This is a genomic window from Amycolatopsis sp. NPDC104863 (assembly GCF_055582965.1).
In genome coordinates this window covers 311636-337515 of the sequence record NZ_JBVJOW010000002.1, presented here as the reverse complement: position 1 = coordinate 337515, position 25880 = coordinate 311636, and the positions used below count along the sequence as shown (strand labels likewise).

Here is a 25880-nt window from a genome sequence, read left to right as displayed (position 1 = left end):
GTCACGCCCTGTTCCCCATCGCGGCCGACAGCGCGAGCAGCGGCCGGACGTCGGATTCGATGTCGTCCGCCCGGGCGGGCAGGACCTGCTTGGCGCGGCCGTCCATCTCCTCGCCCGCCGCGTGCCGCCGCAGCGCCGTCTTCAACGCGGCCGCCGCGGCGCCGGGATCGGCGGCGACCACCTCGCCGAAGTCCGCGTCCAGGTAGGGCGAGAGCTGCACGAGGCCGTCCCGGATCTCGATCACCCGGCGGTAGTAGACGCGGTGGATGCTGCGCGGCGACAGCAGTTCCGTGCGCCGGCGCGGCGGGGTCCGCAGCACGATGCTGGGGAACGCCTGCACCAGGACCGTCCACAACGGACCCAGCGCCTGGTGCTCGCGCCGGTGCTGCCGCCGGCGCCGCAGCGCCGAGACCCGCGCCCGCACACCGGGGTAGGTGACGCCGACCAGGAACAGCAGGCCGCCGACGATCACGAACGGCACGCCGAGCAGCAGCAGGATCTTCACGACCGGGCCGAACGCCCACGCCACCACGATGTACAGCGCGCGGAAGATGCTGCCCACCGCCGCGCTGGCCAGGCCGACCGCGCCCAGCTTCAGCCCGATCCGCAGGTCCCGGTCGGCCACCCGCAGGTACCGGACGATCCACGCGGTGCAGGCGATGAGGCCGTAGATCAGGTAGAGGCCGGCGCCGAGGTAGAACAGCGCGACGCCGCTGTCGTGGATGGTCGACGGCCCGAGCGGGAGCCCGCGCAGCTCCGGCGGGGTCAGGTCCATCGCGACGACCATCAGCGTGATCGCCGCGCCCAGCGGGACCAGCTCGGCGACCACGCGGCCGTACCGGCGGACGGGGCCCAGTGCCGAGCCGAGGAAGAAGATCACCAGCGCGCAGACCGCGCACGCCAGCAGCGCGTTGTTCGCCACGCGCGCCGCGCCGAGGCCGAGGAGCGCGTCGACCTCGTCGGAGAGCACCGGCTGCTGCAGCAGGAAGGCCAGCGCGAAGCCGGCGACGCACGCGGTGACGGCCCAGTTCGGCACCGTCGGCGCGCGCTGCACCTGGTAGATCCGCCACGCGAGCGCGACGGCGAACAGCACCAGCGCGATCAAGTTGACTGGGCTGAAAAGTGTGCTCACAACCACCCTTGGTGATCGCCGAGCGCCCCCTGGATCCGGCGGAGATCCCGGTCAGCGGCGCGCCGGGGGATCGTGTAGTTCAGGACGGACGCCCACTCGAGGATGATCGTCGCGACCGTTTCGGCTTCCCACTCGTGCGCGTCATCGTAGGACGAACGACGCAGTGCGCGGTGTACGGCATCCGGGTCAAGATCGGGAGCCGGGCCGCGCAGGAAGTCGGCGGGCTCGGCGTCGCCGTGCGGGTGGTGGTCGGCCAGCATGTGGCCGAGCTCGTGCAGGATGATGTGGTCCTGGTGCGACTTCGTCGTTTCGGCCTGGTAGAAGATGTAGTCGGCCGACGACGTCGCGATCCAGCAGCCGAACGGCCCCGGCACCTCCAGCGGGTACGCCATCAGCCGGATCGGTTTCCCGCGCTGCTCGCCCAGCCGCGCGCACAGCACCTCGACGTCCAGCGGCGGCCCGATGTCCAGCTGCTTCAGCAGCTTCCGGCAGCGGCGGCGCAGCTCGCGTTCCCTCATCGCGGCGCGTCCTCCGGGTTCCGGCCCTCGCGTTCGGCCCGCTCGTAGCGTTCGACCAGCTCCAGCAGGTCCATCACCTGACGGCGGCCCTGCGGGGACAGCTCCTGCGCGCGCATCGCCATCAGCTGCACTTCGCCGGCCGGCGCCGCCGCGGCCTCTTCGTCGAAGAAGTACGTCACGGGCACCCCGAACAGTCTCGCCAGCGCCTCGACGTAGTGGATCTTCGGGTTCACCCGCTTGCCCGTCGCGAGCTGCTGCAGGTAGGCGGGCGACATCGCCGGACCTCCCGCGCGCTCGACGGCGGCCGAGATCTCCCGGTAGCTGTGCGGTGCGCGGCCGTCCACCCGAGCTGCCTCGATCAGGGTGCTCAGGCGCTCCGCGAAGGTGCGTTCCCGTGCCATACCCGCCCCCTAGGTTTCCACCGTGAAAATTCTAGCCGGGAAACCACTGTACGCACATGTTGACAGATATCGTATGCAGTGGTTTACAGTTGGCTCGCCTCTCGCCGGGCGATCCGTATCCTGGGGGTGTACGGAACCAACCCGGCGAGAGGTTGTCCTGCCCGCCGACTCGTCATGATCGGCCGTCTGTAGTACGCTTGGGGAACCAAGGTCGAACGCCCTCGCGGCGATCCCTTGGTCACGGCCTGTTGCCGGAGGTCGACCCCCAGGGCTTCCGGTGACAGGCCCCTTACTTTTTCCGGGTCCTCAAGCCATCAGCGTCGCGGCCAGCGTGCCGCCCAGCTCCGTGCACGCCGCCAGCGCTTTCTTGTCCGGCTCGCCCGTCACGACCACCGGGTTCGCGGCCTTTTCCCAGGCCAGCCCCGTGGTGATGGCCAGCAGCTGGCGTTCCGTGCCCGCCGTGTCGCTGTTGCCGTGGATCCAGTACCCGAACGGGCGACCACGCGTCGAGTCCAGGCAGGGGTAGTAGACCGTGTCGAAAAAGTGCTTCAACGCGCCGCTCATGCTGCCGAGGTTGGCCGGCGTGCCCAGCAGGTAGCCGTCCGCTTCGAGCACGTCGGAAGAAGTGGCCGCCAGCGCCGCCCGGCGGACCACCTCCACCCCTTCGATGTCCGGGTGCGTCGCGCCGGCCAGCACCGCTTCGAACAGCGCCTGCGTCGAGGGTGACGGCGTGTGGTGCACGACCAGCAGCCTCGGCATCAGACGAGCAGCCCCTCGACCTCGGCCCGCAGCCCCGTCAGCCGCTCCCGCGCCGCGGCCCGCGCGTCCGCTAGCGAGTCCGTCACCGGCGCGACGACCTGCAGGTACGCCTTCAGCTTCGGCTCGGTGCCGGACGGCCGCACGACCACCCGCACCCCCTCGCCGGTCAGGCGCAGCACGTCCGCGTCGGGCAGCAGGTCCTCCAGCGTCACGTCGACGCCGCCGAGGCGCGACGGCGGGGTCTCGCGCACCTTCGTCATCAACCGGCCGCGGACCGAGAGGTCGGTGACCCGCAGCGAAACCTGGTCGGTCAGGTAGACGCCGTGGCGCTGGGCCAGCTCGTCGAGGACGTCCAGCGGGGTGCGGCCGCCGGCCTTCAGCCGCGCGGTGAGCCCGGCCGCGAGCGTCGCGGCGGCGATGCCGTCCTTGTCGCGGACGAACCCGGGGTTGACGCACAGGCCGAGCGCCTCTTCGTAGGCGAAGACGAGCCCCTCACCGGCGCGGACCAGCCACTTGAACCCGGTCAGCGTCTCGGCGTAGCGCGCGCCTTCGGCCTTCGCGATCTCGCCCAGCATCGACGACGACACGATCGTCGTGGCCACCAGCGGGTCCGGCAGCAGCGTCCGGTCCACAGTGGACAGCACGGTCGAGCCCAGCAGCACGCCGGTCTCGTCGCCGCGCAGCATCCGCCAGGAGCCGTCCCGCTCCCGCACGCCCAGCGCGCAGCGGTCGGCGTCCGGGTCGAGCGCGATGGCCAGGTCGGCGTCCACATCGGACGCCAGCGCCAGCAGCAGGTCCGTCGCGCCCGGCTCTTCCGGGTTCGGGAAGGACACCGTCGGGAAGTCGGGGTCCGGGGACGCCTGGGCGTCCACCAGGTGCAGGTCGGTGAACCCGGCCCGCTCGAACGCCGCCCGCAGCGTGTCGGCGCCGACACCGTGCAACGCCGTCGCGGCCACGCGCACCACGCGCTCCTGGCCCAGCGGCAGGGCCGCGACCTCGGCCAGGTAGCTGTCGAGCAGGTCGACGACCTGCGCGCCCGGCTCGCGCGGCACGCTCACCGCGGCGGGCGCGGCCTGGATGGCGCGCTCGATCTCGCCGTCGGACGGCGGCACGATCTGCCCGCCGGTCGCGTCGTAGAGCTTGTACCCGTTGTCCGCCGGGGGGTTGTGCGACGCGGTGATCTGGATCCCGGCCACCGCGCCGAGCCGGCCGACGGCGAACGCGAGCACCGGGGTCGGCAACGGCTTCGGGAACACCTTGACGGCAAACCCGGCGGCGGTGAGCACCTCGGCGGCCGCGGTCGAGAAGGCTTCCGAGCCGTGGCGCGCGTCCCGGCCGACGACGACCAGCGCGCCGGCGTGCCCGTGCGCCGTCAGCCACTGTGCCACCCCGGCGGTCGTGCGGGTGACCACGGCGACGTTCATCCCGTTCGGCCCCGCGCGCACCGGCCCGCGCAGGCCCGCGGTGCCGAACTCCAGCGGCCCCGCCATCCGGTCGGCCAGCTCCTCGGCCGCGCCGGGCTCCCCGCCCAGCGCCCGGGCGAGCACGTCCTGCAGCTCGGCGCGGGCGGCGTCGTCCGGGTCGTCGGCGATCCAGCGGTAGGCGGCGTCCCGCAGCGTGGAGGTCACAGTCACCGCGCCAGCCTACGGGCTAGGGTCGGGGGAGTGCGCTTGCTCTTCACCTCACTGGGGTCCTTCGGTCACACGTTCCCGCTCGTGCCGCTGGCGGTCGCCGCGCGCGACGCGGGCCACGAGGTCGTCTTCGCCACTTCGGAAGATTTCCTGCCACAGCTGACAAAAGCCGGGCTCGAGACGGCCGCCGCCGGGCTCGCCCTCAAGGACGCGTTCGGCCAGGCGTTCGCCGCCGCGCCGCCCGGACCGCGCCGGGCGCCGGGCGAGATCCCGCCGGAGGTGCTGCGGCCGATCGTCGCGAAGGTGTTCGGCGAGCTGATGCCCGGGCGGTTCGTCGCCGACCTGCTGCCGCTGTTCGAGCGGGCCCGGCCGGACCTGGTCGTCGCCGAGTCGGGCAACTCGGGTGGCGTCTTCGCGGCGATGAAGGCCGGGATCCCCGTGGTGGCGCACGGGTTCGGCAAGCAGTCGGGCGCCGACCCGATGGTGGCGGAGATCCGCGAGGCGATCCGTGCGAACGCCGCGTCGCTGGGCCTGACGCTCGGGGACGACCTGACCTTCGGCGGCCCGTTCGTCGACATCTGCCCGGAGTCGGTGCAGGACCCGGAGTTCGTGGCGCGGGCGACGCGGGTCCCGCTGCGCCCGGTCGGCTGGAGCGAGCCGGGTGAGCTGCCGGCGGGAGTGCTCGATCGCACGCGGCCGCTGGTCTACCTGACCCTCGGCACGGCGATGGGCCACGCGGGGGTGCTCGGCGCGGCGATCGCCGGTCTGTCCGGTTTGGACGCCGACGTCCTGGTCGCCACCGGCCCGACGGTCGACCCGGCGACCCTCGGGGAGGTGCCGCCGAACGTCCGGCTCGAGGCGTGGGTGCCGCAGTCGGAGCTGCTCCCGCACGTGGACCTGGTGGTCCACCACGGCGGCAGCGGCACGACGCTCGGCGCGTTCGGCGCGGGTCTCCCGCAGCTGCTGCTCCCGCAGGGCGCGGACCAGTTCTCGAACGCGGACGCGGTCGTGGCCGCGGGCGTCGGCTCCCGGTTGCTCGCCGCCGAAGTCACGCCCGAAGCGGTGGCCACGCACGCGCGTCGCCTCCTCACGGACACCGCGGTCCGCGACGCGACCCGGGCCTTGGCGGCCGAGGTGGCGGCGATGCCGTCCCCGGCCGACGTGGCCGCCCAGCTCCCGGCGTTCGCCTGAGCCGGGCGCCCCGCATCGGGGGCGCCCGGGGTCAGGCGCGGGTGACGAGGTCGCGGAGCAGCGAGCCCATGCGAGTCGCCGCTTCGCGGCCCGCCTGCAGGACCTCTTCGTGGTTCAGCGGCTCACCGGTCATGCCCGCGGCCAGGTTCGTCACCAGCGACAGCCCGAACACCTCGACACCCGCCGCGCGGGCCGCGATGGCCTCCAGGACCGTCGACATGCCGACCAGGTCCGCGCCCAGCGTGCGCAGCATGTGGATCTCGGCAGGCGTCTCGAAGTGCGGCCCGGTCAGGCCCGCGTAGACACCCTCCTCGAGCGACGGGTCGATCTCGCGGGCGATCTTCCGCAGCCGCGCCGAGTACAGGTCGGTCAGGTCGACGAAGTTCGCGCCGACGATCGGGGAGCGCGCCGTCAGGTTGAGGTGGTCGGCGATCAGCACCGGCTGCCCCACCCGGAAGCCCTCGCGCAGGCCGCCCGCCGCGTTCGTCAGCAGCACCGTCCGGACGCCGGCCGCGGCGGCGGTGCGCACGTTGTGCACCACCGGGTCGATGCCCTTGCCCTCGTAGAAGTGCGTGCGCCCCAGCATGACCAGGACGTTCTTGTCCCCGATCTTCAGCGAGCGGATGGTGCCGCCGTGGCCCACCGCGCCGGGCGTGGTGAAGCCGGGCAGCTCGGCGAACGGGATCTCCGTCTCGCACTCCCCGATGACGTCCGCCGCCGGACGCCAGCCCGACCCCAGGACCACCGCGATGTCGTGCGCGTCCACGCCGGTGCGTTCGGCGATGGCGGCCGCGGCCTCTTGTTCAGTCATGCGCGCGAGCGTATCCGGACGCTCCGGGCCACCAGGAACGCGACCAGCCCGAACGGCGAGAGGAAGATCGTCAGCACCAGGATCGGGCTGACGACCCACGGCGAGAGTTCCAGCGAGCGCCCTTCGAAGTACATCCACCGCGCGACGAACAGGTCGAACGCGATGAGGTGCGCCCAGACCAGCCCGGCGCCCCACGGCGTCGCGAGCAGCCCCTGCAGCACCCCGAGGTCGGGGGAGAGCATCGCCCGCCCCTACTCGCCGAAGTGCGGCAGCTCGAGCGCGAAGTAGCAGACGAGCGGCAGCAGCGGCACCCAAGGCGACGCCATGATCCGCGCCGTCCAGCGCCACTTGGGCGCCAGGATCAGCAGCGCCCAGAACGGCGTCGCCAGCGGGAAGGCCAGGCTGAACAGCGTCATCGCGACCGCACCGCCGCCCACGAACCCACTCCGACGGCCACGACCAGCGCGACGAACGCCTCCAGCGTCACGGCGTCCGGGTGCACGATCGACTGCGCCCGCAGCGCCTGCCACGTGACGAGCGCGAGCAGCCCGGCGTAGGCGGCCGCGCCGATGAGCACCAGTCGCGCGCGGACGACGTCGTCCCGCAGCCGCGGGAACCGCGACGCGAGCGTGAGCAGGGCGAGGGCCAGCAGCGGCAGCGCCTGCAGCGCGTGCATCCCGACGAAGTGCGGGATCCGCAGGTCGCCGCCGACCGTGCTCCAGCCGAGGATCGGCAGGCCGGGACCGCCGTCGGCGAGCCCGACCGTGTGCGCCCCGATGACGTCTTCGGGGCCGCCCGCCCGCCACTGCGCGAGCTGCTGCGCGGTCGGGCTCGTCATGAGGAAGCCCAGGCCGAGGCCGATCAGCGAGAGCACGGTGCCGGCGCGAACCGCCCAGAAGGTGCCGCGGTCCGCCATCTTCGTGAACATCACCAGCACGGTCAGGGCGAGCGTCGCGACCCACAGCGCGGCGATCATCTTGCCCATCGTGTCGTAGATCGCGGAGTCCAGCGGGGTCGCGTGGTTGAAGTGGCTGGCCCGGCCGCGCACCGCCTGGAACACCAGCAGGACGTACTCACTGGCGAAGATCAGCACGAGGAAGTTCGTCAGCCAGTACGCGGTGCGCCGGAAGCGCGGCAGCAGCGAGACGAGCCAGCTCCAGCTCGCGAAGTAGAGCGCGCCGGACACGGCGAACTTGAACGGCTTGGCCCAGATCGGGGCGCCGCCGAGGGTCCGCTGGTCGAGCAGGAGCGCGGCGACGCACAGCACGGCCACCACCCCGAAGGCGGCCGCGGCGAGGGCGGACGGCCGGTGCCACCCGCGGGTTCTGGTCCGGACGTCGGCAAGGATGGTCATGGTTCCTCCCAGAATGGATAGTCAAGCTCTCCGTTATGGGAAGCTAAGCTATCCATCCTGAGAAGTCTTCAGGGAAGCCCCGGAGGCGACCCTGGGATCGGAGCGGACACGCATGCGGATGGCCGAACTGAGCGCCGAGTCGGGCGTCCCGGTCGCGACCGTCAAGTTCTACCTGCGCGAGGGCCTGCTCCCGCCGGGCGAGCGCACCAGCCCCAACCAGGCCCGCTACTCCGCGGGGCACGTCCAGCGGCTGCGGCTGATCAAGGCGCTCACCGAGGTCGGCGGGCTTTCGCTGGCCTCGGTCGGCGCCGTGCTCGAGGCGATCGACTCCCGCGAGACCCCGCACGACACGATGGGCGTCGTCCAGAAGGAGCTGGCCGGCCCGGCCCCGGACGTCTCCGGCGCGGCCGCCGACTGGGCGTCCGGGCGGCTCGAGGAGATCGCCCTGCGCAGCGGCTGGGAGTCCTACGACCGCCAGGACGCGACGGTCGCGAACGTCGTCGCGGCGCTCGCCACGGCGAAGGAGCTGGGGCACGAGAAGCTGGCCGAACGGCTCGAGGACTACGTCCAGCTGGCCCTGCGCGTCGCGGAGCTCGACGTCGAGGTGGTGACGGGCCTGGCCTCCTACGACCGGATCATCGAGGCCGGGCTGGTCGCGACGGTGCTCGGCGACCGGATCTTCAGCGGCCTGCGCCACCTCGCCCAGGCGCAGGTCTCCCGCGAAGTGCTCGGGCGCCCGCCCGGCTAGTCGGTGACCTTCAGGGTGGCCGCGACGCGGTCGAAGACGTCCCGGCGGGCCGCATCCTCCTGCTCGGACGGCGCGGTGACCGAGAGGAGCCAGAGGCTGGTGCCGGCCTGGACGAGGTTCATGAACGTCACGCGGGTGCCGCCGCCACCGTCGCTCTCGGGCAGCGTGCCGCGCTCGGCCAGGCGGTAGGTCAGCGTCAGGCCCTTGCCGTCCGGCAGCGGCGCCGGTGGGAAGAGCTCGAAGGCGTCACCGGGGTAGGACTGCTTCAGCCAGGTGAGGTACTCGTCGTCGTCGAACTTGGGGAAGTAGTCCGCCAGCCGCTCCAGCCGCAGCGAGCGGCGCCCGTCGGGCGAGACGTACTGGACGGCCAGGCTGACCCCGAACCGCGCCGTGTTGTGCGGGGCGACGAACTTCTGCCAGCCGTCCGGCACGTCGAGCTCGAACTGGCCGCCGTTGCCGGTCACGTAGCTCGCGTCGCCGGTCTGGTGCACCAGGATCGGCGGCGGCACGTCGGTGGGGCCGTTCGACGTGCTGCGCGGCACGCTGTCCGGCGGCAGCAGCGACTGCCCGCCGACCGTCCTGGCCAGCGCGAACCCGCCGCCGGCGGCGAGGAGGAAGAGCAGGATCGCCACGGCGACGAGCACCGTGGTGGCCCGGGCGCCACGGCGTCCGGGCCGCGGCGGCGGAGGCGGGACGAACACCGTCGCGGCCGTCTGCGCGGGTGCCGGGGCCGGTGCGGGCGCCGGGGTGGGCGGCCGCAGGAACGGCAGCGGGCCGGGGTCGGTGGCGAGCTCGCTGCTCGACTCCTCGGACTTCTTCTCTGCCTTCTCCGGCAGGACGGTCTTGATCACCTGGGTGTCGCTGGCGTCCGGCTGCGCGGACGTCTTCTTGCCGTCCGGGGTGTGGAACAGCTCCGGCCCGAAGAGGTCGAGCGGCGTCTTCGTCTGCAGCGGGTACAGCCGGTGCCGGACCTCGCGCAGCGTGATCCGCTTGCCGGGCTCCTTGCGCATCAGCGCGCTGATGACGTCGGCGAGCGGGCCGGCCTTCGGCTTGGGGACCTTCCCGTTGACCACCTTGCCGACGGTCTCCAGCGGGTCGCCGTCGGCGTCGTACGGCGGCGCGCCCTCGACCGCGGCGAAGAGCGTCGCGCCGAGGCCCCAGAGATCCGCGGCCGGCGTGACGGCGCCACCGGAGGCGACCTCCGGCGCGATGTAGGCCGGCGAGCCGAGCATGATCCCGGTGCGCGTCATGGTGGCTTCGGAGACGTTGCGGGCGATGCCGAAGTCGGTCAGCTTGATCCGGCCGTCGCTGGCCACGAGCACGTTGCCCGGCTTGACGTCGCGGTGGGTGATGCCGGCGGCGTGCGCGGCCTCGAGCGCGGACGCGACGGCGATGCCCATCGCGGCGGCCTGCTCGACCGTCAGCGGCCCGTGGTCGCGCAGGATGTGCGCCAGGCTGCGCGAGGGCAGCAGCTCCATCACCACGAACGGCTGGTCGTTCTCGCGGGCGACGTCGTGCAGGATGATCACGTTCGGGTGAGACAGCACGGCGATCGCGCGCGCCTCGCGCAGGGTGCGTTCCCGCAGCTCGTCCGCCTGCGACGACGGGATGCCCGGCGGCACCTTCATCTCCTTGACGGCGACCTGCCGGTGGAGGAACTCGTCGTAGGCCGACCAGACGGTGCCCATCGACCCGGAGCCGAGCACCGAACGCAGCCGGTACCGACCGGCGACCAGTCGTTTCTCTTCGCTCGAGGAGGGCACCCGCCAATTGTGGCGTACGCGGCCGAGTGGCCCCTAACCTGCACTGGGTGAACCCCTAGGCGCGACCAGACTCACAGGTCGGACGCGGCGCGTGCCTCTACCATCACTGCTTATGACTGAAGTGGCCGGTCCGGAGTCAGCGCCGATCTCCGAGCTCGACCTGGCGGGTGAATTCCCCCAGGCGACGCGCGGGCAGTGGCAGGAGCTCGTGGCCGGGGTGCTGCGCAAGAGCGGCAGGTTGCCCGAGGACTTCGAGGGCGCCCCGGAGAGCAAGCTCGTCACGAAGACCTACGACGGCATCGAGATCCAGCCGCTGTACACGGCCGAAGACGCGCCGGGGGACAGCGGGTTCCCGGGGCTGTCGCCGTTCGTGCGCGGCGCCCGCGCGGAAGGCCAGATCAGCACGGGCTGGGACGTCCGCGCCCGCTTCGCCGGTGAAGACGCCCGCGCGGTCAACCGGGCGATTCTCGCCGACCTCGAAGGCGGCGTGACGTCGATCTGGCTGACCGTGGCGCCCGGGTCGCTGGCCGACGCGCTGAACGAGGTCTACCTCGACCTGGCGCCGGTCGTGCTGGACGCCGGCGCGTCGTACGAAGCCGCGTCGGAAGCGCTGTTCGAGCTGTTCGCCGAACGGGAGATCCCGCCGAGCGAAGCCGTGGCCGTGCTCGGCGCCGACCCGGTCGGGCTCGCGGCGCGGTCCGGTTCGGCCGCCGACCTCGGACCGGCCGCCGCGCTGGCCGCGCGTGTCGCCGGGAAGTACCCGAAGGTGCGCACGATCGTCGCCGACGGCCTCCCGTTCCACGAAGCCGGCGGGTCGGACGCCCAGGAGCTGGGCGCGCTCGTCGCCGCCGGCGTCACCTACCTGCGGGCCCTGACCGAAGCGGGCCTCGACGCCGAAACCGCGGCCGGGCAGCTCGAGTTCCGGCTCGCCGCGACCGCCGACCAGTTCTCCACGATCGCCAAGCTGCGTGCCGCACGCCGGCTCTGGGCCCGCGTCGCCGAGGTGTGCGGCTTCTCCTCGCCGATGCGCCAGCACGCCGTGACGTCGCCGTCGATGTTCACCCGCCGCGACCCGTGGGTGAACATGCTGCGCACCACCGTCGCCTGCTTCGGCGCCGGTGTCGGCGGAGCGGATGCCGTCACGGTGCTGCCGTTCGATGCGGCGATCGGCCGTCCGGACGCCTTCTCCGCGCGGATCGCGCGCAACACGCACGCGGTGCTGCTGGAGGAGTCCAAGCTGGCCGGCGTGGTCGACCCGGCGGGCGGCTCCTGGTACGTCGAAAAGCTCACCGACGACCTCGCGCACGCCGCCTGGACCGAGTTCACGGCGATCGAGGCCGCGGGCGGCCTGGTCGCGGAGCTGGCGTCCGGCGCGCTGGCCGGGCGGCTGGCCTCGACGTGGGAGAAGCGCTCGGCGCGGATCGCCACCCGGCGTGACCCGCTCACCGGCGTCAGCGAGTTCCCGAACCTCACCGAGAAGCCGGTGGTCCGCGAGCCCGTGGAGTCCACTGTGGAAGGTGGGCTGCCACGGCACCGGTACGCCGAAGGCTTCGAAGCGCTGCGGGACGCCTCCGACGCGCACCTCGCTTCGACCGGTGCCCGGCCGAAGGTCTTCCTCGCGACTTTGGGCCCGGTCGCCGCGCACACCACGCGGGCCGGGTTCGCCGCGAACCTGTTCCAGGCGGGCGGCATCGAGGCGGTGAACCCGGGCGCGACCGACGACCTGCCGGGCGCGTTCCGCGAGAGCGGCACCCGAGTCGCCTGCATCTGCGGCACCGACGACGCCTACGCCGAGCAGGCGGCCGAAGTCGCCGCGTCGCTGGGCGCCGAATACTTGCTACTGGCGGGCAAGGGCTCCTACGACGGTGTCGACGCCAACGTCTTCGCCGGTTGTGACGCCCTAGACGTCCTCAACGGCCTCCACGCCAAGCTGGGAGTTGTGCGATGACCATCCCGAACTTCGCCGACGTCGGCCTCGGCACCCCGTCGCCGGGCGACCGCGACGCGTGGGCCCGCGCGGTGCACGAAGCCACCGGCAAAGGCCCGGACGCGCTGGCCTGGGAGACACCCGAGGGTATCGGCGTCAAGCCGGTCTACACCGCGGCCGATCTGTCCGATGTGGACTTCCTGGGCACGTACCCGGGCATCGCGCCGTTCCTGCGCGGCCCGTACCCGACGATGTACGTCAACCAGCCGTGGACCATCCGCCAGTACGCCGGGTTCTCGACGGCCGAGGAGTCCAACGCCTTCTACCGGCGCAACCTCGCGGCCGGTCAGAAAGGGCTTTCGGTCGCCTTCGACCTGGCCACGCACCGCGGGTACGACTCCGACCACCCGCGCGTCTCGGGTGACGTCGGCATGGCGGGCGTCGCCATCGACTCCATCTACGACATGCGCCAGCTCTTCGACGGGATTCCCCTCGACAAGATGTCGGTGTCCATGACGATGAACGGCGCGGTGCTGCCGGTGCTCGCGCTGTACGTCGTCGCGGCCGAGGAGCAGGGGGTGAAGCCGGAGCAGCTCGCGGGGACCATCCAGAACGACATCCTCAAGGAGTTCATGGTCCGCAACACCTACATCTACCCGCCGCAGCCGTCGATGCGGGTCATCTCCGACATCTTCTCCTTCACTTCGCAGCACATGCCGAAGTACAACTCGATCTCCATCTCCGGCTACCACATGCAGGAAGCCGGGGCGACCGCCGACCTCGAGCTGGCCTACACGCTGGCCGACGGCGTCGAGTACATCCGCTCGGGTGTCGACGCCGGGCTGAGCGTCGACAAGTTCGCGCCGCGGCTGTCGTTCTTCTGGGCGATCGGGATGAACTTCTTCATGGAGGTCGCGAAGCTGCGCGCGGCGCGTCTCCTCTGGGCGAAGCTGGTCAAGGGCTTCGACCCCCAGTCGCAGAAGTCGCTGTCGCTGCGTACGCACTCCCAGACGTCCGGCTGGTCGCTGACCGCTCAGGACGTCTACAACAACGTCGTGCGGACCTGCGTCGAGGCGATGGCGGCGACCCAGGGGCACACGCAGTCGTTGCACACCAACGCGTTGGACGAGGCGCTGGCGCTCCCGACGGACTTCTCCGCGCGGATCGCGCGCAACACCCAGCTGCTGCTGCAGCAGGAGTCCGGCACCACGCGCGTGATCGACCCGTGGGGCGGGTCCGCTTTTGTCGAGAAGCTGACTTATGACCTCGCGCGCAAGGCGTGGGGGCACATCAGCGAGGTCGAGCAGGCCGGCGGCATGGCCAAGGCGATCGACGCGGGCATCCCCAAGCTGCGCATCGAGGAGGCCGCGGCCCGCACCCAGGCGCGGATCGACTCCGGCCGGCAGCCGGTCATCGGCGTCAACAAGTACCAGGTCACCGGGGACGAGGACATCGAAGTCCTGAAGGTGGACAACGCGGGCGTCCGGACGCAGCAGCTGGAGAAGCTGCGGCGGCTGCGCGACGAGCGTGACTCCGCTGCCACCGAAGACGCGTTGCGGCGGCTCACCGAGGGCGCCGGGAACGGCGGCAACCTGCTGGAGCTGGCCATCGGTGCGGCCCGCGCGAAGGCGACCGTCGGGGAGATTTCCGACGCGCTCGAGAAGCTCTGGGGCCGCCACTCCGGGCAGATCCGGACGATTTCGGGCGTCTACCGCGAAGAGGTGGGTAAGTCGCAGAACGTCGAGAAGGCGCGTCAGCTCGTCGAAGAGTTCGCCGCGGAGGAAGGGCGCCGGCCCCGCATCCTCGTCGCGAAGATGGGCCAGGACGGTCACGACCGCGGCCAGAAGGTGATCGCCACCGGCTTCGCCGACATCGGCTTCGACGTCGACGTCGGCCCGCTGTTCTCCACCCCGGCCGAGGTCGCGCGGCAGGCGATCGAGGCGGACGTGCACGTCGTCGGCGTCTCGTCGCTGGCCGCCGGGCACCTTTCGCTGGTGCCCGCGCTGCGGCACGAGCTCGCCGAGCTGGGCCGCGAGGACATCATGGTCGTGGTCGGCGGGGTCATCCCGCCGCAGGACTACCCGGCGCTGCGCGAAGCCGGCGCGGCGGCGATCTTCGGGCCCGGCACGGTGCTCGCGGACGCCGCCATCGACCTGCTCGGCCAGCTGACCGCGCAGGAGTCCTGACCGTTGCCGCGCAAGATCGACGTCACCGCCTACGCCAAGGGTGTGCTGGCGGGTGACCGCGGCACGCTGTCGAAGGCGATCACGCTGGTCGAGTCGCAGCGTGAGGACCACCGGGCGCAGGCGCAGGAGCTCTTGGTCGAGCTGCTGCCGTCGTCCAGTGGCGCGCGACGCATCGGCATCACGGGCGTCCCCGGTGTCGGCAAGTCGACATTCATCGACCAGCTGGGCACCGATCTGACGGCGGCCGGGCACCGCGTCGCCGTGCTGGCGGTCGACCCGTCGTCGACGCGCACCGGCGGGTCGATCCTCGGCGACAAGACCCGGATGGCGCGCCTGGCGGTCGACGAACGGGCGTTCATCCGGCCGTCGCCGACGTCCGGGACGCTCGGCGGCGTCGCGCGGGCGACCCGCGAGACGATCGTGCTGATGGAAGCGGCGGGTTACGACACCGTGCTCGTCGAGACTGTCGGGGTGGGACAGTCCGAAGTGACCGTCGCGAACATGGTCGACTGCTTCCTGTTCCTGACGCTCGCCCGCACCGGCGACCAGCTCCAGGGCATCAAGAAGGGCGTGCTGGAGCTCGCCGACGTCATCGCCGTCAACAAGGCCGACGGCGACCACGAACGGGACGCCCGCCGCGCGGCGCGGGAGCTTTCGGGCGCGCTGCGGATGATCTACGGGCCCGAGGCGTCGTGGACCCCGCCGGTGCTGACCTGCAGCGGCCTGCACAACCTGCGCCTCGACGAGGTCTGGGGCGCGATCGAGCAGCACCGCGACACGCTCAGCGCGTCCGGCGAGCTCGAGTCCCGTCGCCGTCAGCAGCAGGTCGACTGGACGTGGGCGATGGTCCGCGAACAGCTGCTGAGTCGCCTGGCGGCACATCCGGACGTGCGAACGGTCGTTCCCGACGTCGAGCGGGCGGTGCGAGACGGTGAGCTGACGGCTACCCTCGGTGCTCAGCGGATCCTCGACGCGTTCAATCCACCGCAAGGTGGCTGACGCGGTGGCGTTCCGCGGGCAGAATGCCTGGTCGAGGCGAAGGGACGTCATGGCGAAACTGCGGGTTCTGGTCCTGGTCGGCGTGCTGGGCGCGGTGCTGTTCGCCGCGTCGCCGGCCGTCGCGTCGCCGGTGCGCGTGGCGACCGTGTCGGTGTCGGCGGCGCAGGCCGCGGCGCTCGTACCCGCGCAGACGCAGCCGCCCGGGCCGGTGCTCGACCCGACCCAGACCGACAAGGCGAACAGCGAGAAGACCAAGAACAAGCTGATCGCGGGCCTGGTCGCGGTGGTTCTCCTCGGCATCGTCGTCTGGGGACGGCGGATCCGTTCGAAGAAGGCCAAGAAGTCCTGAGGTTTCGGCGTTGCCGAACTCCTGCACACCGTTCAACGCAGATCCGGTACCGGCCATCTAGGACGGCGGTTTTCGAGGCGCGGCTTGCCGCCTGCATGGTGCACGATCATCTGCAAATGCGTACGACAGATCGATCGGCACGTCGCGTGACCCCAGCCGCTGCCCGGGTTGCCCGTGTTGCGGGAGGAGGTGCGGCGTGACGGTGCTCGACTCACGACCGGACGTTCCAGGTGACCCTCATGCCTCTTTCGAGGGGCCGGAGGCGCTCATTTCCGAAGCCGGCGTCAGCATGGCTCCCGTGGAGGACCTTGGTGCGGGCCGCGGCCCGTTCTGGCTCGACGACTGGCTCCGCGCCAACGCGACCGACGTGCTCGCCTGGCGGCGGCACATCCACGCGCACCCGGAGCTGTCGCGGCACGAGTTCGCGACCACGGAGCTCATCGTCACGCTGCTGCGCACGGTCGGGCTCAAGCCGTGGGTGCTGCCCGGCGGCACCGGCGTCGTCTGCGACATCGGCAGCGGCGAGCGGTGCGTGGCGCTGCGCGCGGACATGGACGCGCTGCCCCTCACCGAGGACACCGGCCTGCCCTACGCGTCGACCGTCGAGGGCGCGGCGCACATGTGCGGCCACGACGCCCACACGGCGATCCTGCTCGGCGCGGCCCGCGCGCTGGCCGGCGCGCCGGAGCTGCCCGGCCGCGTCCGGCTGATCTTCCAGGCGGCCGAGGAGGTCATGCCCGGCGGCGCGCTGGACATGATCGCGGCGGGCGCGCTCGAAGGCGTCGAGCGGATCTACGGCCTGCACTGCGACCCGCGTCTCGAGGTCGGCAAGCTCGGCATGCGCGTCGGCGCGCTGACGTCGGCCGCGGACCTGATCGAGCTGCGCCTCACCTCGCCCGGCGGCCACACGTCCCGCCCGCACCTGACGGCGGACCTGGTCCACGCGCTGGGCACGGTCATCACGTCGCTGCCCGCGGTGCTCTCCCGCCGCGTCGACCCGCGGTCGGGCACGGTGCTGGTGTGGGGAGCGGTCCACGCGGGCCAGGCGGCCAACGCCGTCCCGCAGGACGGCGTCCTGCGCGGCACACTCCGCACGGCGGACCACGAGGTCTGGACGGCGCTGGAGCCCCTGGTGGCCTCGTCGGTGGAGTCCCTGCTGGCCCCGACGGGCGTCGGCTTCCACCTGGACTACCGCCGCGGAGTCCCCCCGGTGGTGTCCGACGAGGAGTCGACGGCCCTGATGCGCGCCGGCGCCGAGGCCGCCCTGGGCGAGGACGCCCTGGCCGGCACCGAGCAGTCATCCGGCGGCGAGGACTTCGGCTGGTACCTGGAGCACGTCCAGGGAGCCTTCGCCCGCCTGGGCGTCTGGCCCGGGCCCCCGGCCCCCCAGTCCGACATCCACCGCCCCACCTTCATCCTCGACGAGCGTGCCCTCCTCTGCGGAGTCCGAACCCTCGTCCACACCGCCCTAACCACCCTCGCCTAACCGTGTCGACCCTCTAATCACGCGAGTTGACCCTTCCCGCACGGCCAGCTGTGCACAGGGTTATCCACAGGTAGACAGTTATCCACAGGCTGAGGATGAGGCTCTTCCGCGCACGCGCCGGAGAGCCTCATCCTCGAGTTTGTGACCGAATGGGCAAGGCGGCACGGCGTGCTCTTGCGCGGCGAGGCCGACCGGATTCTTGGGCGACGCAAGGTCCTCGAAGGGCTTGAGCGCGGTGTGCTTTCTCAGCCGTGGCGAGGCGTGGTGGTGCACGCCGCGGACACGCTGAAGCTGTCGACGAGAGCCGCTGCCGCGTTGGTCGCCGTCGGCCCGCCGGCGGCGCTTGCCGGAGTTACTTCTCTTGCGCTGCATGGCATTTCGGCCGCCGAGGACCGCGGCATCCACGTGATGGTGCCCTACTCGCGGCGCATCCGATCGCGCAAGGGCCTGGTCGTGCACCAAGGCGGCTTCCGGGACGAGGACGTGATCGAGATCGAGGGGCTGGCGACGTTCTCGCTCGATCGCGCCTTGGCCGATTTCCTCTGCGACGGAGACAAGCGAGTGGCCTTCGCGGCGCTCGACGAAGCCATGCGCGGGCTTCCGCCGGACCACCTCGGGAAGCTGAGGGAGCACGTACGCGACCGGCTTACCGACCGCCAGGACCGTCGAGGTATCCACAGGGCGCTGATGCTGCTGGACCTCGCCACCGGCAAGGCGGAATCACCTCCGGAGAGTGTGCTCCGCCTGATCGTGGTCGAAGCCGGATTCCCGGTGCCCGAGCCGCAGTACGAGATCACCACCGTCGACGGCCGCAAGCTGTACGTGCTCGACATGGCGTGGCCGAGCAGGCAGATCGCTCTCGAGTACGACGGGTTCGCGGCTCACGAGGAGCGGCGGGATTACGACCTCACGCGCGACGAGCGGATGGCGGGCCGCGGATGGATCACCGTCCGGGCCGCGGCGGCCGACCTGCGTGACCCAGCTCGCCTGCTGACCGAACTGCGGGACGCCTTCTCCCAACGATCCGGCCGTGTTGCGTGATCAGAGGGTCGACACGCGTGATTGAAGGGTCGACACGCGTGACTGGAGGGTCGACACGGTTAGCCGGTGATGCCTGAGCAGGGGCGGGTGCGGAGGTCGTCGACGTAGTCGGCGGGAGCACCGGCAGCCTCGGCGGCATCGGCCAGGACGCCCAGGTAACGCGCGGAAGGGAGGCCGCCTTCGTAGGCGTCCAGGACGTACAGCCAGGCCAGCACCGAGCCGTCCATGGTCTGGACGCGCAGGCGGATCTTCGAGTGGATGCCCAGCTCGCCGCCTTCCCAGCGGTCGAGGCCCGTCTCGTCCAGGGACGTGACGTCGTAGAGAACGACGAAGACCCGGGATCCCGGGTCTTCGACGATCGTGGCCAGGGCACCTTCCCAGCCGAGGTCCTCGCCGCCGAAGGTCAGGCGCCACCCCTCCAGCCAGCCGGAGCCGGCCATCGGAGAGTGCGGCGCGCGCTCCAGCATCTGGGCGGGCTCCATGTTCGATCCGTAAGCGGCATACAACGGCACGCCGACAGCGTAGCGACCCCCACCTCACCCGAGTGGACGTACTCGGCGTGTTCGCCCACTTCAGTGTCCGGTCACCTTCGCCGCGTACGGTGAGACCACCGCACGAACAGCCCAGAGGAGGACCCAGGTGACCAGGATCGTGATCATGGGCGGGGGCCCGGCCGGCTACGAAGCCGCGCTGGTCGCAGCCCAGCACGGGGCCGACGTCACGATCGTCGAGCGAGACGGCCTGGGCGGCGCCTGCGTCCTCTACGACTGCGTTCCGTCGAAGACGTTCATCGCGTCCTCCGGCGCCCTCGCGAAGATGCACGACCTGGGCGAGCTCGGCATCAACACCGACCTGGCCGACACGAGCATCGACCTCCCGACCGTCCACGGCCGGGTCAAGGGCCTCGCGCTCGCGCAGTCCGCCGACATCCGCGCCCGCGTCCAGCGCGAAGGCGTGCGCGTCCTCATCGGCGAAGCCCGCTTCTGCGACGAAGAGCCCGGCCTCGCGACGCACAAGGTCGCCGTCGTCAAGCCGGACGGCGAGACCGAGAAGCTCCCGGCCGACGTCGTCCTGATCGCCACCGGCGCCACCCCGCGCGTGCTGCCCGGCGCGGTGCCGGACGGCGAGCGCATCCTCGACTGGCGTCAGCTCTACGAGCTCCAGGAGCTGCCCGAGCACCTCGCCGTGATCGGCTCGGGTGTCACCGGCGCCGAGTTCGCGTCCGCCTACACCGAAATGGGCGTCAAGGTCACCGTCGTCTCCAGCCGCGACCGCGTCCTCCCGCACGAGGACGCCGACGCCGCCGCGGTGCTCGAAGAGGTCTTCTCGCAGCGCGGCACGACCGTCGCGAAGCAGGCGCGCGCCGACCGCGTCGAGCGCACCGAGAAGGGCGTCGAGATCTTCCTCGCCGACGGCCGCGTGATCGAAGCCAGCCACGCGCTGATGACCGTCGGCTCGGTCCCCAACACCCAGGACATCGGCCTCGACAAGGTCGGCATCGCACCCGGCCCCGGCGGCTTCATCACCGTCGACCGCGTTTCACGCACCTCCGTTCCCGGGATCTACGCCGCCGGCGACTGCACCGGCGTGCTCATGCTGGCCTCGGTGGCGAGCATGCAGGGCCGCATCGCTATGTGGCACGCGCTGGGCGAAGGCGTCGCGCCGATCAAGCTCAAGACCGTCGCCGCCAACGTGTTCACCCACCCGGAGATCGCGACCGTCGGCATCAGCCAGCAGGCGATCGACTCCGGCGAGGTGCCCGCGCGCACCATCATGCTGCCCCTGGCCACCAACGCGCGCGCGAAGATGGAGGGCCTCCGCCGAGGCTTCGTGAAGCTGTTCTGCCGCCCCGCCACCGGCGTGGTCGTCGGTGGGGTCGTCGTGGCGCCGCAGGCGAGCGAGCTCATCCTTCCCATCGCGCTCGCCGTCCAGAACCAGCTCACAGTGGACCACCTGGCACTGACATTTTCGGTGTACCCGTCGCTCTCGGGCTCGATCACCGAGGCCGGGCGCCAGCTCATGCGCCACGACGATCTCGACTGAGAAAGTCACGCAACCCCTTCGCACCCGTCGCGTCTTGTCGGTTGTAAGGCTGAAGGACGCGAAGGGTGCGAAGGTGCGCAAGACGGTGGTTTTTGTTGCGGCAGCGGTGATCGGGGCGACGGCGCTGGCGGCGCCGGCAACAGCGCAGCAGACCAGCAGTCCCGCACCGGCCGCTCCCGAGGGCAGCGTGCAGCTCAACGTCAACACCGCGATCAACCAGACGCTCGTGAACAAGTACGTCCGGGATGCGCCGAACGTCGCTTTGGCGAAGTGCCAAGGCGCTTCGCCGGCGTTCTCGTCGCCGGTGCTGACCTTCGCCAACTACTTCCCCGGCCCGTTCATGGGCACGGACGCGAACATCAGCGCCGACGCGACGCTCAAGCCGGGCACCGCGGCCGGGACGTACCCGCTGACCGTGACCTGCGGCAGCAACACCTACCGCACGCAGTTCTCGGTGCCCGCGGCTCAGGTCGCGAAGGTGCCCTCCGGCGCGGCGAAAGCGGGCGACGGCAGTATGGCCGGCTGATTCACCGGCTCGAAAAGACCACCTCGGAACCACGCTCCGGGGTGGTTTTTTCTTGAGTTCCCCGCCGTTGATTTCGCGATGTTTTCGTGACCTTCGGGCGCAACCGATCGCAGGTGGAGACGTCTTTGGCTGTGTAGGTGAGCGGAGCAGGCCGATGCAGGGGGAACTGCGAACGGCGTCCGTTTCCCGTAATTTCCGAAGCGAATCCACAGGGGAGAAAAGAATGAAGAACACTGCTGTCGTCGCGGGGGTCGCCGCGGCGTTCCTGGTGCTCGCGCCCACCGCCGCGCTCGCGGCGACGTCGGACACCGCGCCGTCCACCTCGGCCAAGCCCACCACTCCCGCGCCGCCGGACGAAAACGGCCCGCAGACCCGGGTCACGAAGGCGCTGACGTTCTCGCCGTCGGCCGCGAAGCCGGGCACGAAGGTGGCCGTCGACTTCCACTGCCAGACCCGCGGCCCGGACGAGACCGTGAGCGTGCGGTCGGCGGCGTTGAGCTTCGCCAAGCCGGGCAACTGGGGTGACGCGACCGTCAAGAACGTCAAGCCCGGCAAGTACATCGTGGCGCTGCACTGCGGCCCGGAGACGCAGGAGCTGTGGTTCGTGGTGCAGCCGGCCGCGAAGCAGCCCGGCAAGCAGCCTGGCAAGCAGGTCGCGAAGGTGCCCGCGGGCGCCCCGCAGACCGGTGGCACGGACGGGCCGGACGACGGTTCCGGCGCACCCCTCGCGGCCGCGGCCGCCATGGGGGTGCTCGCGATCGGAGGCAGCGGCCTCGTGCTGGCCCGACGGGCTCGGCGCCGCTGATCTTCCAGGGCCACTCCGGAGCGGGGGCTCCGGAGTGGCCCGCCCGCGGCGGTACCGTCGGGACCCAACCGAACGGGCCACCCGGACGTGTGAACTGCAGGCGCCAGTCACGGGGGAGACCATGACCACGAGGATCACGAACAGACGGGGCTACCTGATCGCGCTCGTCGTCGCACTGCTGGCCGTCCTGGCGGTCCTGGTGCTGACACTGGGCGGCGGGTCCGAGCCGTCCACCGCGCAGCCGCCGCCGGCCCAGCCGGTCGCGGTCAGCCCGGAACCGCGGGCCGAGGGGGGCGAGGGGGCCGACGCCGTCGCGTCGATGCCGAAGTCGGAGCCGGTTTCGATCGACATCCCGAAGATCGGCGCGCACTCGTCGCTGGTCCCGCTCGGGCTGAACGCGGACAACACCGTCCAGGTGCCGCCGGTGACCACGCCGCTGCAGGCCGGCTGGTACACCTACGCGCCGACGCCGGGCGAGGTCGGCCCGGCCGTCGTGCTCGGGCACGTCGACGGCAACCACCAGAAGGGCATCTTCTACCGGCTGAAGGAGCTGGCGCCCGGCGACCGGGTCGCGGTCGCCCGCAAGGACGGCACCACGGCGTCGTTCGAGGTGACGAAGGTGCACCAAGTGCCCAAGCAGGACTTCGAGGGCGAAGGCGTCTACGACGACACACCCGGCCCCGAGCTCCGGCTGATCACCTGCGGCGGTGTCTTCGACCGGAGCGCGCACAACTACGTCGACAACATCGTTGTGTACGCCCGCCTGGTCCAGGGCTGATTTCCGGGTTTTGTCGTACCCCGGTGCTTCACTGTGTCAGCCGTCACCCGAGGCGGCGCCGACGACGTAGGGAGCCGACATGTTGTTCCGCGACGAGCCCTGGCCCGACGGGACACCCAGCTGGGTGGACCTGATGGTGCCCGACCAGGCGAAAGCGATCGCTTTTTACAGCGGTCTGCTCGGCTGGAGCGTGCAGGCGGGCGGTGAGGAGACCGGCTTCTACGGCATGGCGACGCTGCAGGGGCGGCCCGTCGCCGGGATCGGCCAGACACCGCCGGGCCAGGAGATGCCCGCGGTGTGGACGACCTACCTGGCGGTGTCCGATGTGGACAAGGCGACGTCGGCGGTCACCGAAGCCGGCGGTCAGGTCGTCGTGCCGGTGATGGACGTGCTGAAGGAAGGGCGGATGGCCGTCGCGGTCGACCCGGGCGGCGCGGCGTTCGGCCTCTGGGAGCCCGGCAACCACGTGGGCACACAGGTGACGGCGGCACCGGGCACACCGGCGTGGAACGAGTGCATGAGCCGCGACTACCCGGCGGCCAAGGCGTTCTACGAGAAGGTCTTCGGCTTCGGGTTCGAAGACGTCTCCGGTGCCGGCTTCACGTATTCGGTGCTGCTGGTCGAGGGCCGCTCGGTCGGCGGGATCGGCGGAATGCCGGCCGAAGTGCCGCCGGAGGTCCCGTCGAACTGGTCGGTTTACTTCTGGGTCGCGGACGCCGACGCGAGCGCGGCCAAGGCGGTCGAGCTCGGCGGCCAGGTCCTGGGCGAGCCGTTCGACTCGCCGCACGGCAGGCAGGTGCGGCTGGTCGACGACCAGGGTGTGCCGTTCCTGGTCATCGCCCCCAACGAGCAGTCCGGCAAGCCGGAGGGCTGGGACGACTGAGGGCTGGGACGACTGAGGGGCGGGCCGAGGGCACGTGGTGCCCCCGGCCCAGGCCGGTCAGTCCTCTTCGGAGACCCAGTCGAAGGTCTTGGTGACGGCCTTCTTCCAGTTGCGGTATTCGGATTCGCGGCGGGCGTCGTCCATCGACGGGTCCCACTGCTTGTCCTGGGCCCAGTTGGTGCGGATGTCGTCTTCGGACTTCCAGAACCCGACGGCCAGGCCGGCGGCGTACGCGGCGCCCAGCGCGGTGGTCTCGTTGACCACCGGGCGGATCACCGGCACACCGAGGATGTCGGCCTGGAACTGCATGAGCAGCTCGTTGACGACCATGCCGCCGTCCACCTTGAGCGACTTCAGCGGGACACCGGAGTCGGCGTTCATCGCGTCGATGACCTCGCGCGACTGGAAGGCGGTCGCCTCCAGCACCGCGCGGGCCAGGTGTCCCTTGTTGACGAACCGGGTGAGCCCGACGATCGCGCCGCGAGCGTCGGATCGCCAGTAAGGAGCGAACAGACCCGAGAACGCCGGGACGAAGTACGCGCCGCCGTTGTCCTCGACGCTGCGCGCGTGCTCCTCGATCTCGGCCGCGGTCGAGATCATGCCGAGGTTGTCGCGCAGCCACTGCACCAGCGAACCGGTGACGGCGATGGAGCCTTCCAGCGCGTAGACCGTGTCGTTCGAGCCGATCTTGTAGCAGACCGTGGTGAGCAGCCCGTTCTGCGACATCACCTTTTCGGTGCCGGTGTTGAGCAGCATGAAGTTGCCGGTGCCGTAGGTGTTCTTGGCCTCGCCGGGCGAGAGGCAGGCCTGGCCGAACGTCGCGGCCTGCTGGTCGCCCAGGATGCCCGCGATCGGCACGCCGGCGAGCGCGCCCTTCTCGCGGACCTTGCCGTACTCCTCGGAGGAGGAGCGGATCTCCGGCAGCATGGACAGCGGGATCGTCATCTCGGCGGCGATCTCGGGGTCCCACTGCAGGGTGTCGAGGTCCATGAGCATGGTGCGCGAGGCGTTGGTCGGGTCGGTGACGTGCACGCCGCCGTCGGCCCCGCCGGTCATGTTCCAGAGCACCCAGGTGTCCATGTTGCCGAAGATCAGGTCACCGGCTTCGGCCTTCTCGCGTGCGCCGTCGACGTTGTCGAGGATCCACTTGATCTTCGGCCCGGAGAAGTACGTCGCGAGCGGGAGGCCGACCTTGTCGCGGTAGCGCTCCTGGCCGCCGCCGAGGTTGCCGAGCTCGGTGACGATCCGGTCGGTGCGGGTGTCCTGCCAGACGATCGCGTTGTACACCGGCTTGCCGGTCGTCTTGTCCCAGACCAGCGCGGTTTCGCGCTGGTTGGTGATGCCGACGGCGACGATGTCCTTGGTGTGCAGGTCGGCCTTGGCGATGGCGCCCGCGGCGACCGCGCGGGTGTTCTCCCAGATCTCCTCGGCGTTGTGCTCGACCCAGCCCGCCTTCGGGAAGATCTGCTCGTGTTCCTTCTGGTCGACGGCGACGACCCGGCCCTCGTGGTTGAAGATCATGCACCGGGTCGAGGTGGTGCCCTGGTCGATCGCGGCTACGTACGAAGTCATGCTTGCTCCAGGAGTTCTTCTCGGACGGGCGATCAGGTCAGGTTGTGCACGAGGAGGTAGACGAGCGCGGCGAGAGCGCCACCGACCAGCGGGCCGACGACCGGGATCCAGGAGTAGCCCCAGTTCGCGTTCGCCTTGTTGCGGATCGGCATCAGGAACGCGTACGCGATCCGGGGGCCGAGGTCACGCGCCGGGTTGATGGCGTACCCGGTCGGGCCACCGAGGGAGGTGCCGATCACGAGGACCACGAACGAGACGCCCGCGTAGCCCAGCGCGGAGTTGCCGAAGTTCGGGGTGCCGCCGTCGGTCGCGGCGAACGTCGGGCTGAGCAGGATCCAGGCCACCAGGACGAAGGTGCCGATGACCTCGGTGACGAGGTTCCACGCGACGTTCGGGATCTGCGGTGCGGTGGAGAAGATGCCGAGGGTGTTCTCGGGCTCGGGGTGGTCGTCGAACTGGAGCTTGTAGGTCGCCCAGCAGAGCAGGGCGCCGATGATGGCGCCGGCCATCTGCCCGATGAAGTAGAAGGGCACGTCGGCCCACTTGGTCTTGTCCGCGATGGCGAGCCCGAGGGTCACCGCCGGGTTCAGGTGCGCGCCGCTGGGCGCGGCGATGCTGGCGCCGGTGAAGACGGCGAACGCCCAGCCGAAGTTGATGAAGAGGATTCCGCCGTTGTTGCCGTTGGTCTTGCGCAGCACGTGGTTCGCGACGACACCGTTGCCGAGCAGGATCAGGGCGGCCGTTCCCAGTAGTTCCCAGACGATTATTGCCCCAGCACTCACCGCTGCACCTCCACACTGGACACTCTGCGCAGGGTCGATCACGGCGTGCCACGGCACCGTTGCCGACCCACGTCCGCGCGACGTTACCGGGGCGTAGAAGCGGATTCAAAGCACCGGGTAGCCGAATCTTTTCAAGATCCGGCCGGACGCAGGCGGATGGCACAGCAAGATCGCGGAGGGTTACGCCACACGTGT

General features: G+C 71.1%; 24 protein-coding genes and 1 pseudogene. 13 read left to right on the top strand and 12 right to left on the bottom strand.

The features are described from left to right. Position 1: 1 nt before the first annotated feature. The 5 genes from ACZ63J_RS10920 to ACZ63J_RS10900 form a co-directional block, all read right to left on the bottom strand. Positions 2-1132: an MAB_1171c family putative transporter gene (locus ACZ63J_RS10920; RefSeq protein ID WP_465404170.1), complete on the bottom strand. Its 1131-nt coding sequence runs from the start codon at positions 1130-1132 to the stop codon at positions 2-4. Then, a complete protein-coding gene (locus ACZ63J_RS10915) occupies positions 1129-1650 on the bottom strand; it encodes a hypothetical protein (RefSeq protein WP_465404168.1) in 522 nt (173 codons plus the stop codon). Before ACZ63J_RS10915 ends, ACZ63J_RS10920 begins: the two co-directional genes overlap by 4 nt. Next, a complete protein-coding gene (locus ACZ63J_RS10910; RefSeq protein ID WP_465335793.1) occupies positions 1647-2051 on the bottom strand; it encodes an XRE family transcriptional regulator in 405 nt (134 codons plus the stop codon). Before ACZ63J_RS10910 ends, ACZ63J_RS10915 begins: the two co-directional genes overlap by 4 nt. A gap of 306 nt (positions 2052-2357) precedes the next feature. Continuing rightward, positions 2358-2810 (bottom strand): flavodoxin family protein, encoded by a 453-nt coding sequence (locus ACZ63J_RS10905; protein ID WP_465335792.1) that lies wholly within the window; start codon positions 2808-2810, stop codon positions 2358-2360. Next, on the bottom strand, positions 2810-4444 hold the full coding sequence (locus ACZ63J_RS10900; protein ID WP_465404166.1) for a phospho-sugar mutase: 1635 nt from the start codon (positions 4442-4444) through the stop codon (positions 2810-2812). Before ACZ63J_RS10900 ends, ACZ63J_RS10905 begins: the two co-directional genes overlap by 1 nt. Before the next feature lie 30 nt (positions 4445-4474). Here ACZ63J_RS10900 and ACZ63J_RS10895 point away from each other — a divergent pair, with 30 nt between their 5' ends. Beyond that, positions 4475-5632 carry a glycosyltransferase gene (locus ACZ63J_RS10895; RefSeq protein WP_465404164.1) on the top strand — a complete coding sequence of 386 codons (1158 nt, stop codon included), beginning with the start codon at positions 4475-4477 and terminating at the stop codon, positions 5630-5632. 31 nt (positions 5633-5663) lie between these two features. Here the strand turns inward: ACZ63J_RS10895 and ACZ63J_RS10890 are convergent, their stop codons facing one another. The 3 genes and pseudogenes from ACZ63J_RS10890 to ACZ63J_RS10880 form a co-directional block, all read right to left on the bottom strand. Beyond that, entirely contained in the window at positions 5664-6443 is a 780-nt protein-coding gene (locus tag ACZ63J_RS10890; RefSeq protein ID WP_465309051.1) for a purine-nucleoside phosphorylase, read from the bottom strand. Then, a pseudogene (locus ACZ63J_RS10885) lies at positions 6440-6859 on the bottom strand (ABA4-like family protein). Before ACZ63J_RS10885 ends, ACZ63J_RS10890 begins: the two are co-directional and overlap by 4 nt. Continuing rightward, positions 6856-7797, bottom strand: a complete 942-nt coding sequence (locus tag ACZ63J_RS10880) for a hypothetical protein (RefSeq protein WP_465404160.1) — start codon at positions 7795-7797, stop codon at positions 6856-6858. The pseudogene ACZ63J_RS10885 and the gene ACZ63J_RS10880 overlap by 4 nt, the downstream one beginning before the upstream one ends. A 112-nt stretch (positions 7798-7909) precedes the next feature. On the opposite strand from ACZ63J_RS10880, the gene ACZ63J_RS10875 reads away from it, so the two are divergent. Further along, entirely contained in the window at positions 7910-8545 is a 636-nt protein-coding gene (locus ACZ63J_RS10875; protein WP_465404158.1) for a MerR family transcriptional regulator, read from the top strand. Here the strand turns inward: ACZ63J_RS10875 and ACZ63J_RS10870 are convergent. Continuing rightward, the gene (locus ACZ63J_RS10870; protein ID WP_465404156.1) at positions 8542-10308 is read right to left on the bottom strand and encodes a serine/threonine-protein kinase; all 1767 of its coding nucleotides are present in this window, start codon (positions 10306-10308) and stop codon (positions 8542-8544) included. The two genes, ACZ63J_RS10875 and ACZ63J_RS10870, sit on opposite strands and share 4 nt — an antisense overlap. Before the next feature lie 112 nt (positions 10309-10420). Here ACZ63J_RS10870 and ACZ63J_RS10865 point away from each other — a divergent pair, with 112 nt between their 5' ends. From ACZ63J_RS10865 to ACZ63J_RS10840, 6 genes are all read left to right on the top strand, one after another. Beyond that, positions 10421-12256 (top strand): methylmalonyl-CoA mutase family protein, encoded by a 1836-nt coding sequence (locus ACZ63J_RS10865; protein ID WP_465404154.1) that lies wholly within the window; start codon positions 10421-10423, stop codon positions 12254-12256. Continuing rightward, positions 12253-14421, top strand: coding sequence for a methylmalonyl-CoA mutase (gene scpA / locus ACZ63J_RS10860; protein WP_465404152.1), 2169 nt, complete (start codon positions 12253-12255; stop codon positions 14419-14421). Before ACZ63J_RS10865 ends, scpA begins: the two co-directional genes overlap by 4 nt. Before the next feature lie 3 nt (positions 14422-14424). Beyond that, positions 14425-15420 (top strand): methylmalonyl Co-A mutase-associated GTPase MeaB, encoded by a 996-nt coding sequence (meaB, locus tag ACZ63J_RS10855; RefSeq protein ID WP_465404150.1) that lies wholly within the window; start codon positions 14425-14427, stop codon positions 15418-15420. A 49-nt stretch (positions 15421-15469) separates the two neighbouring features. Next, positions 15470-15769 (top strand): hypothetical protein, encoded by a 300-nt coding sequence (locus ACZ63J_RS10850; RefSeq protein WP_465309067.1) that lies wholly within the window; start codon positions 15470-15472, stop codon positions 15767-15769. Between the two features lie 196 nt (positions 15770-15965). Beyond that, positions 15966-17255 carry an amidohydrolase gene (locus ACZ63J_RS10845; RefSeq protein ID WP_465404148.1) on the top strand — a complete coding sequence of 430 codons (1290 nt, stop codon included), beginning with the start codon at positions 15966-15968 and terminating at the stop codon, positions 17253-17255. 141 nt (positions 17256-17396) lie between these two features. After that, positions 17397-18296, top strand: coding sequence for a DUF559 domain-containing protein (locus ACZ63J_RS10840; RefSeq protein WP_465404146.1), 900 nt, complete (start codon positions 17397-17399; stop codon positions 18294-18296). Between the two features lie 59 nt (positions 18297-18355). Here the strand turns inward: ACZ63J_RS10840 and ACZ63J_RS10835 are convergent, their stop codons facing one another. Next, on the bottom strand, positions 18356-18808 hold the full coding sequence (locus ACZ63J_RS10835; protein WP_465309071.1) for a gamma-glutamylcyclotransferase family protein: 453 nt from the start codon (positions 18806-18808) through the stop codon (positions 18356-18358). A 127-nt stretch (positions 18809-18935) separates the two neighbouring features. On the opposite strand from ACZ63J_RS10835, the gene ACZ63J_RS10830 reads away from it, so the two are divergent. From ACZ63J_RS10830 to ACZ63J_RS10810, 5 genes are all read left to right on the top strand, one after another. After that, entirely contained in the window at positions 18936-20339 is a 1404-nt protein-coding gene (locus ACZ63J_RS10830; protein WP_465335780.1) for an NAD(P)H-quinone dehydrogenase, read from the top strand. A 73-nt stretch (positions 20340-20412) separates the two neighbouring features. Then, complete coding sequence (locus ACZ63J_RS10825; protein ID WP_465404144.1) at positions 20413-20865, top strand: hypothetical protein; 453 nt, start codon at positions 20413-20415, stop codon at positions 20863-20865. Between the two features lie 223 nt (positions 20866-21088). Further along, complete coding sequence (locus tag ACZ63J_RS10820; protein ID WP_465404143.1) at positions 21089-21670, top strand: hypothetical protein; 582 nt, start codon at positions 21089-21091, stop codon at positions 21668-21670. Between the two features lie 121 nt (positions 21671-21791). Next, positions 21792-22448: a class F sortase gene (locus ACZ63J_RS10815; RefSeq protein ID WP_465404141.1), complete on the top strand. Its 657-nt coding sequence runs from the start codon at positions 21792-21794 to the stop codon at positions 22446-22448. Between the two features lie 79 nt (positions 22449-22527). Then, complete coding sequence (locus ACZ63J_RS10810; protein WP_465404139.1) at positions 22528-23331, top strand: VOC family protein; 804 nt, start codon at positions 22528-22530, stop codon at positions 23329-23331. 57 nt (positions 23332-23388) lie between these two features. Here ACZ63J_RS10810 and glpK read toward each other — a convergent pair whose 3' ends face one another. Both glpK and ACZ63J_RS10800 read right to left on the bottom strand, forming a co-directional pair. Beyond that, positions 23389-24903 (bottom strand): glycerol kinase GlpK, encoded by a 1515-nt coding sequence (glpK, locus tag ACZ63J_RS10805; protein ID WP_465404137.1) that lies wholly within the window; start codon positions 24901-24903, stop codon positions 23389-23391. 32 nt (positions 24904-24935) lie between these two features. Further along, on the bottom strand, positions 24936-25685 hold the full coding sequence (locus tag ACZ63J_RS10800) for an MIP/aquaporin family protein (protein ID WP_465335775.1): 750 nt from the start codon (positions 25683-25685) through the stop codon (positions 24936-24938). Positions 25686-25880: the final 195 nt, after the last annotated feature.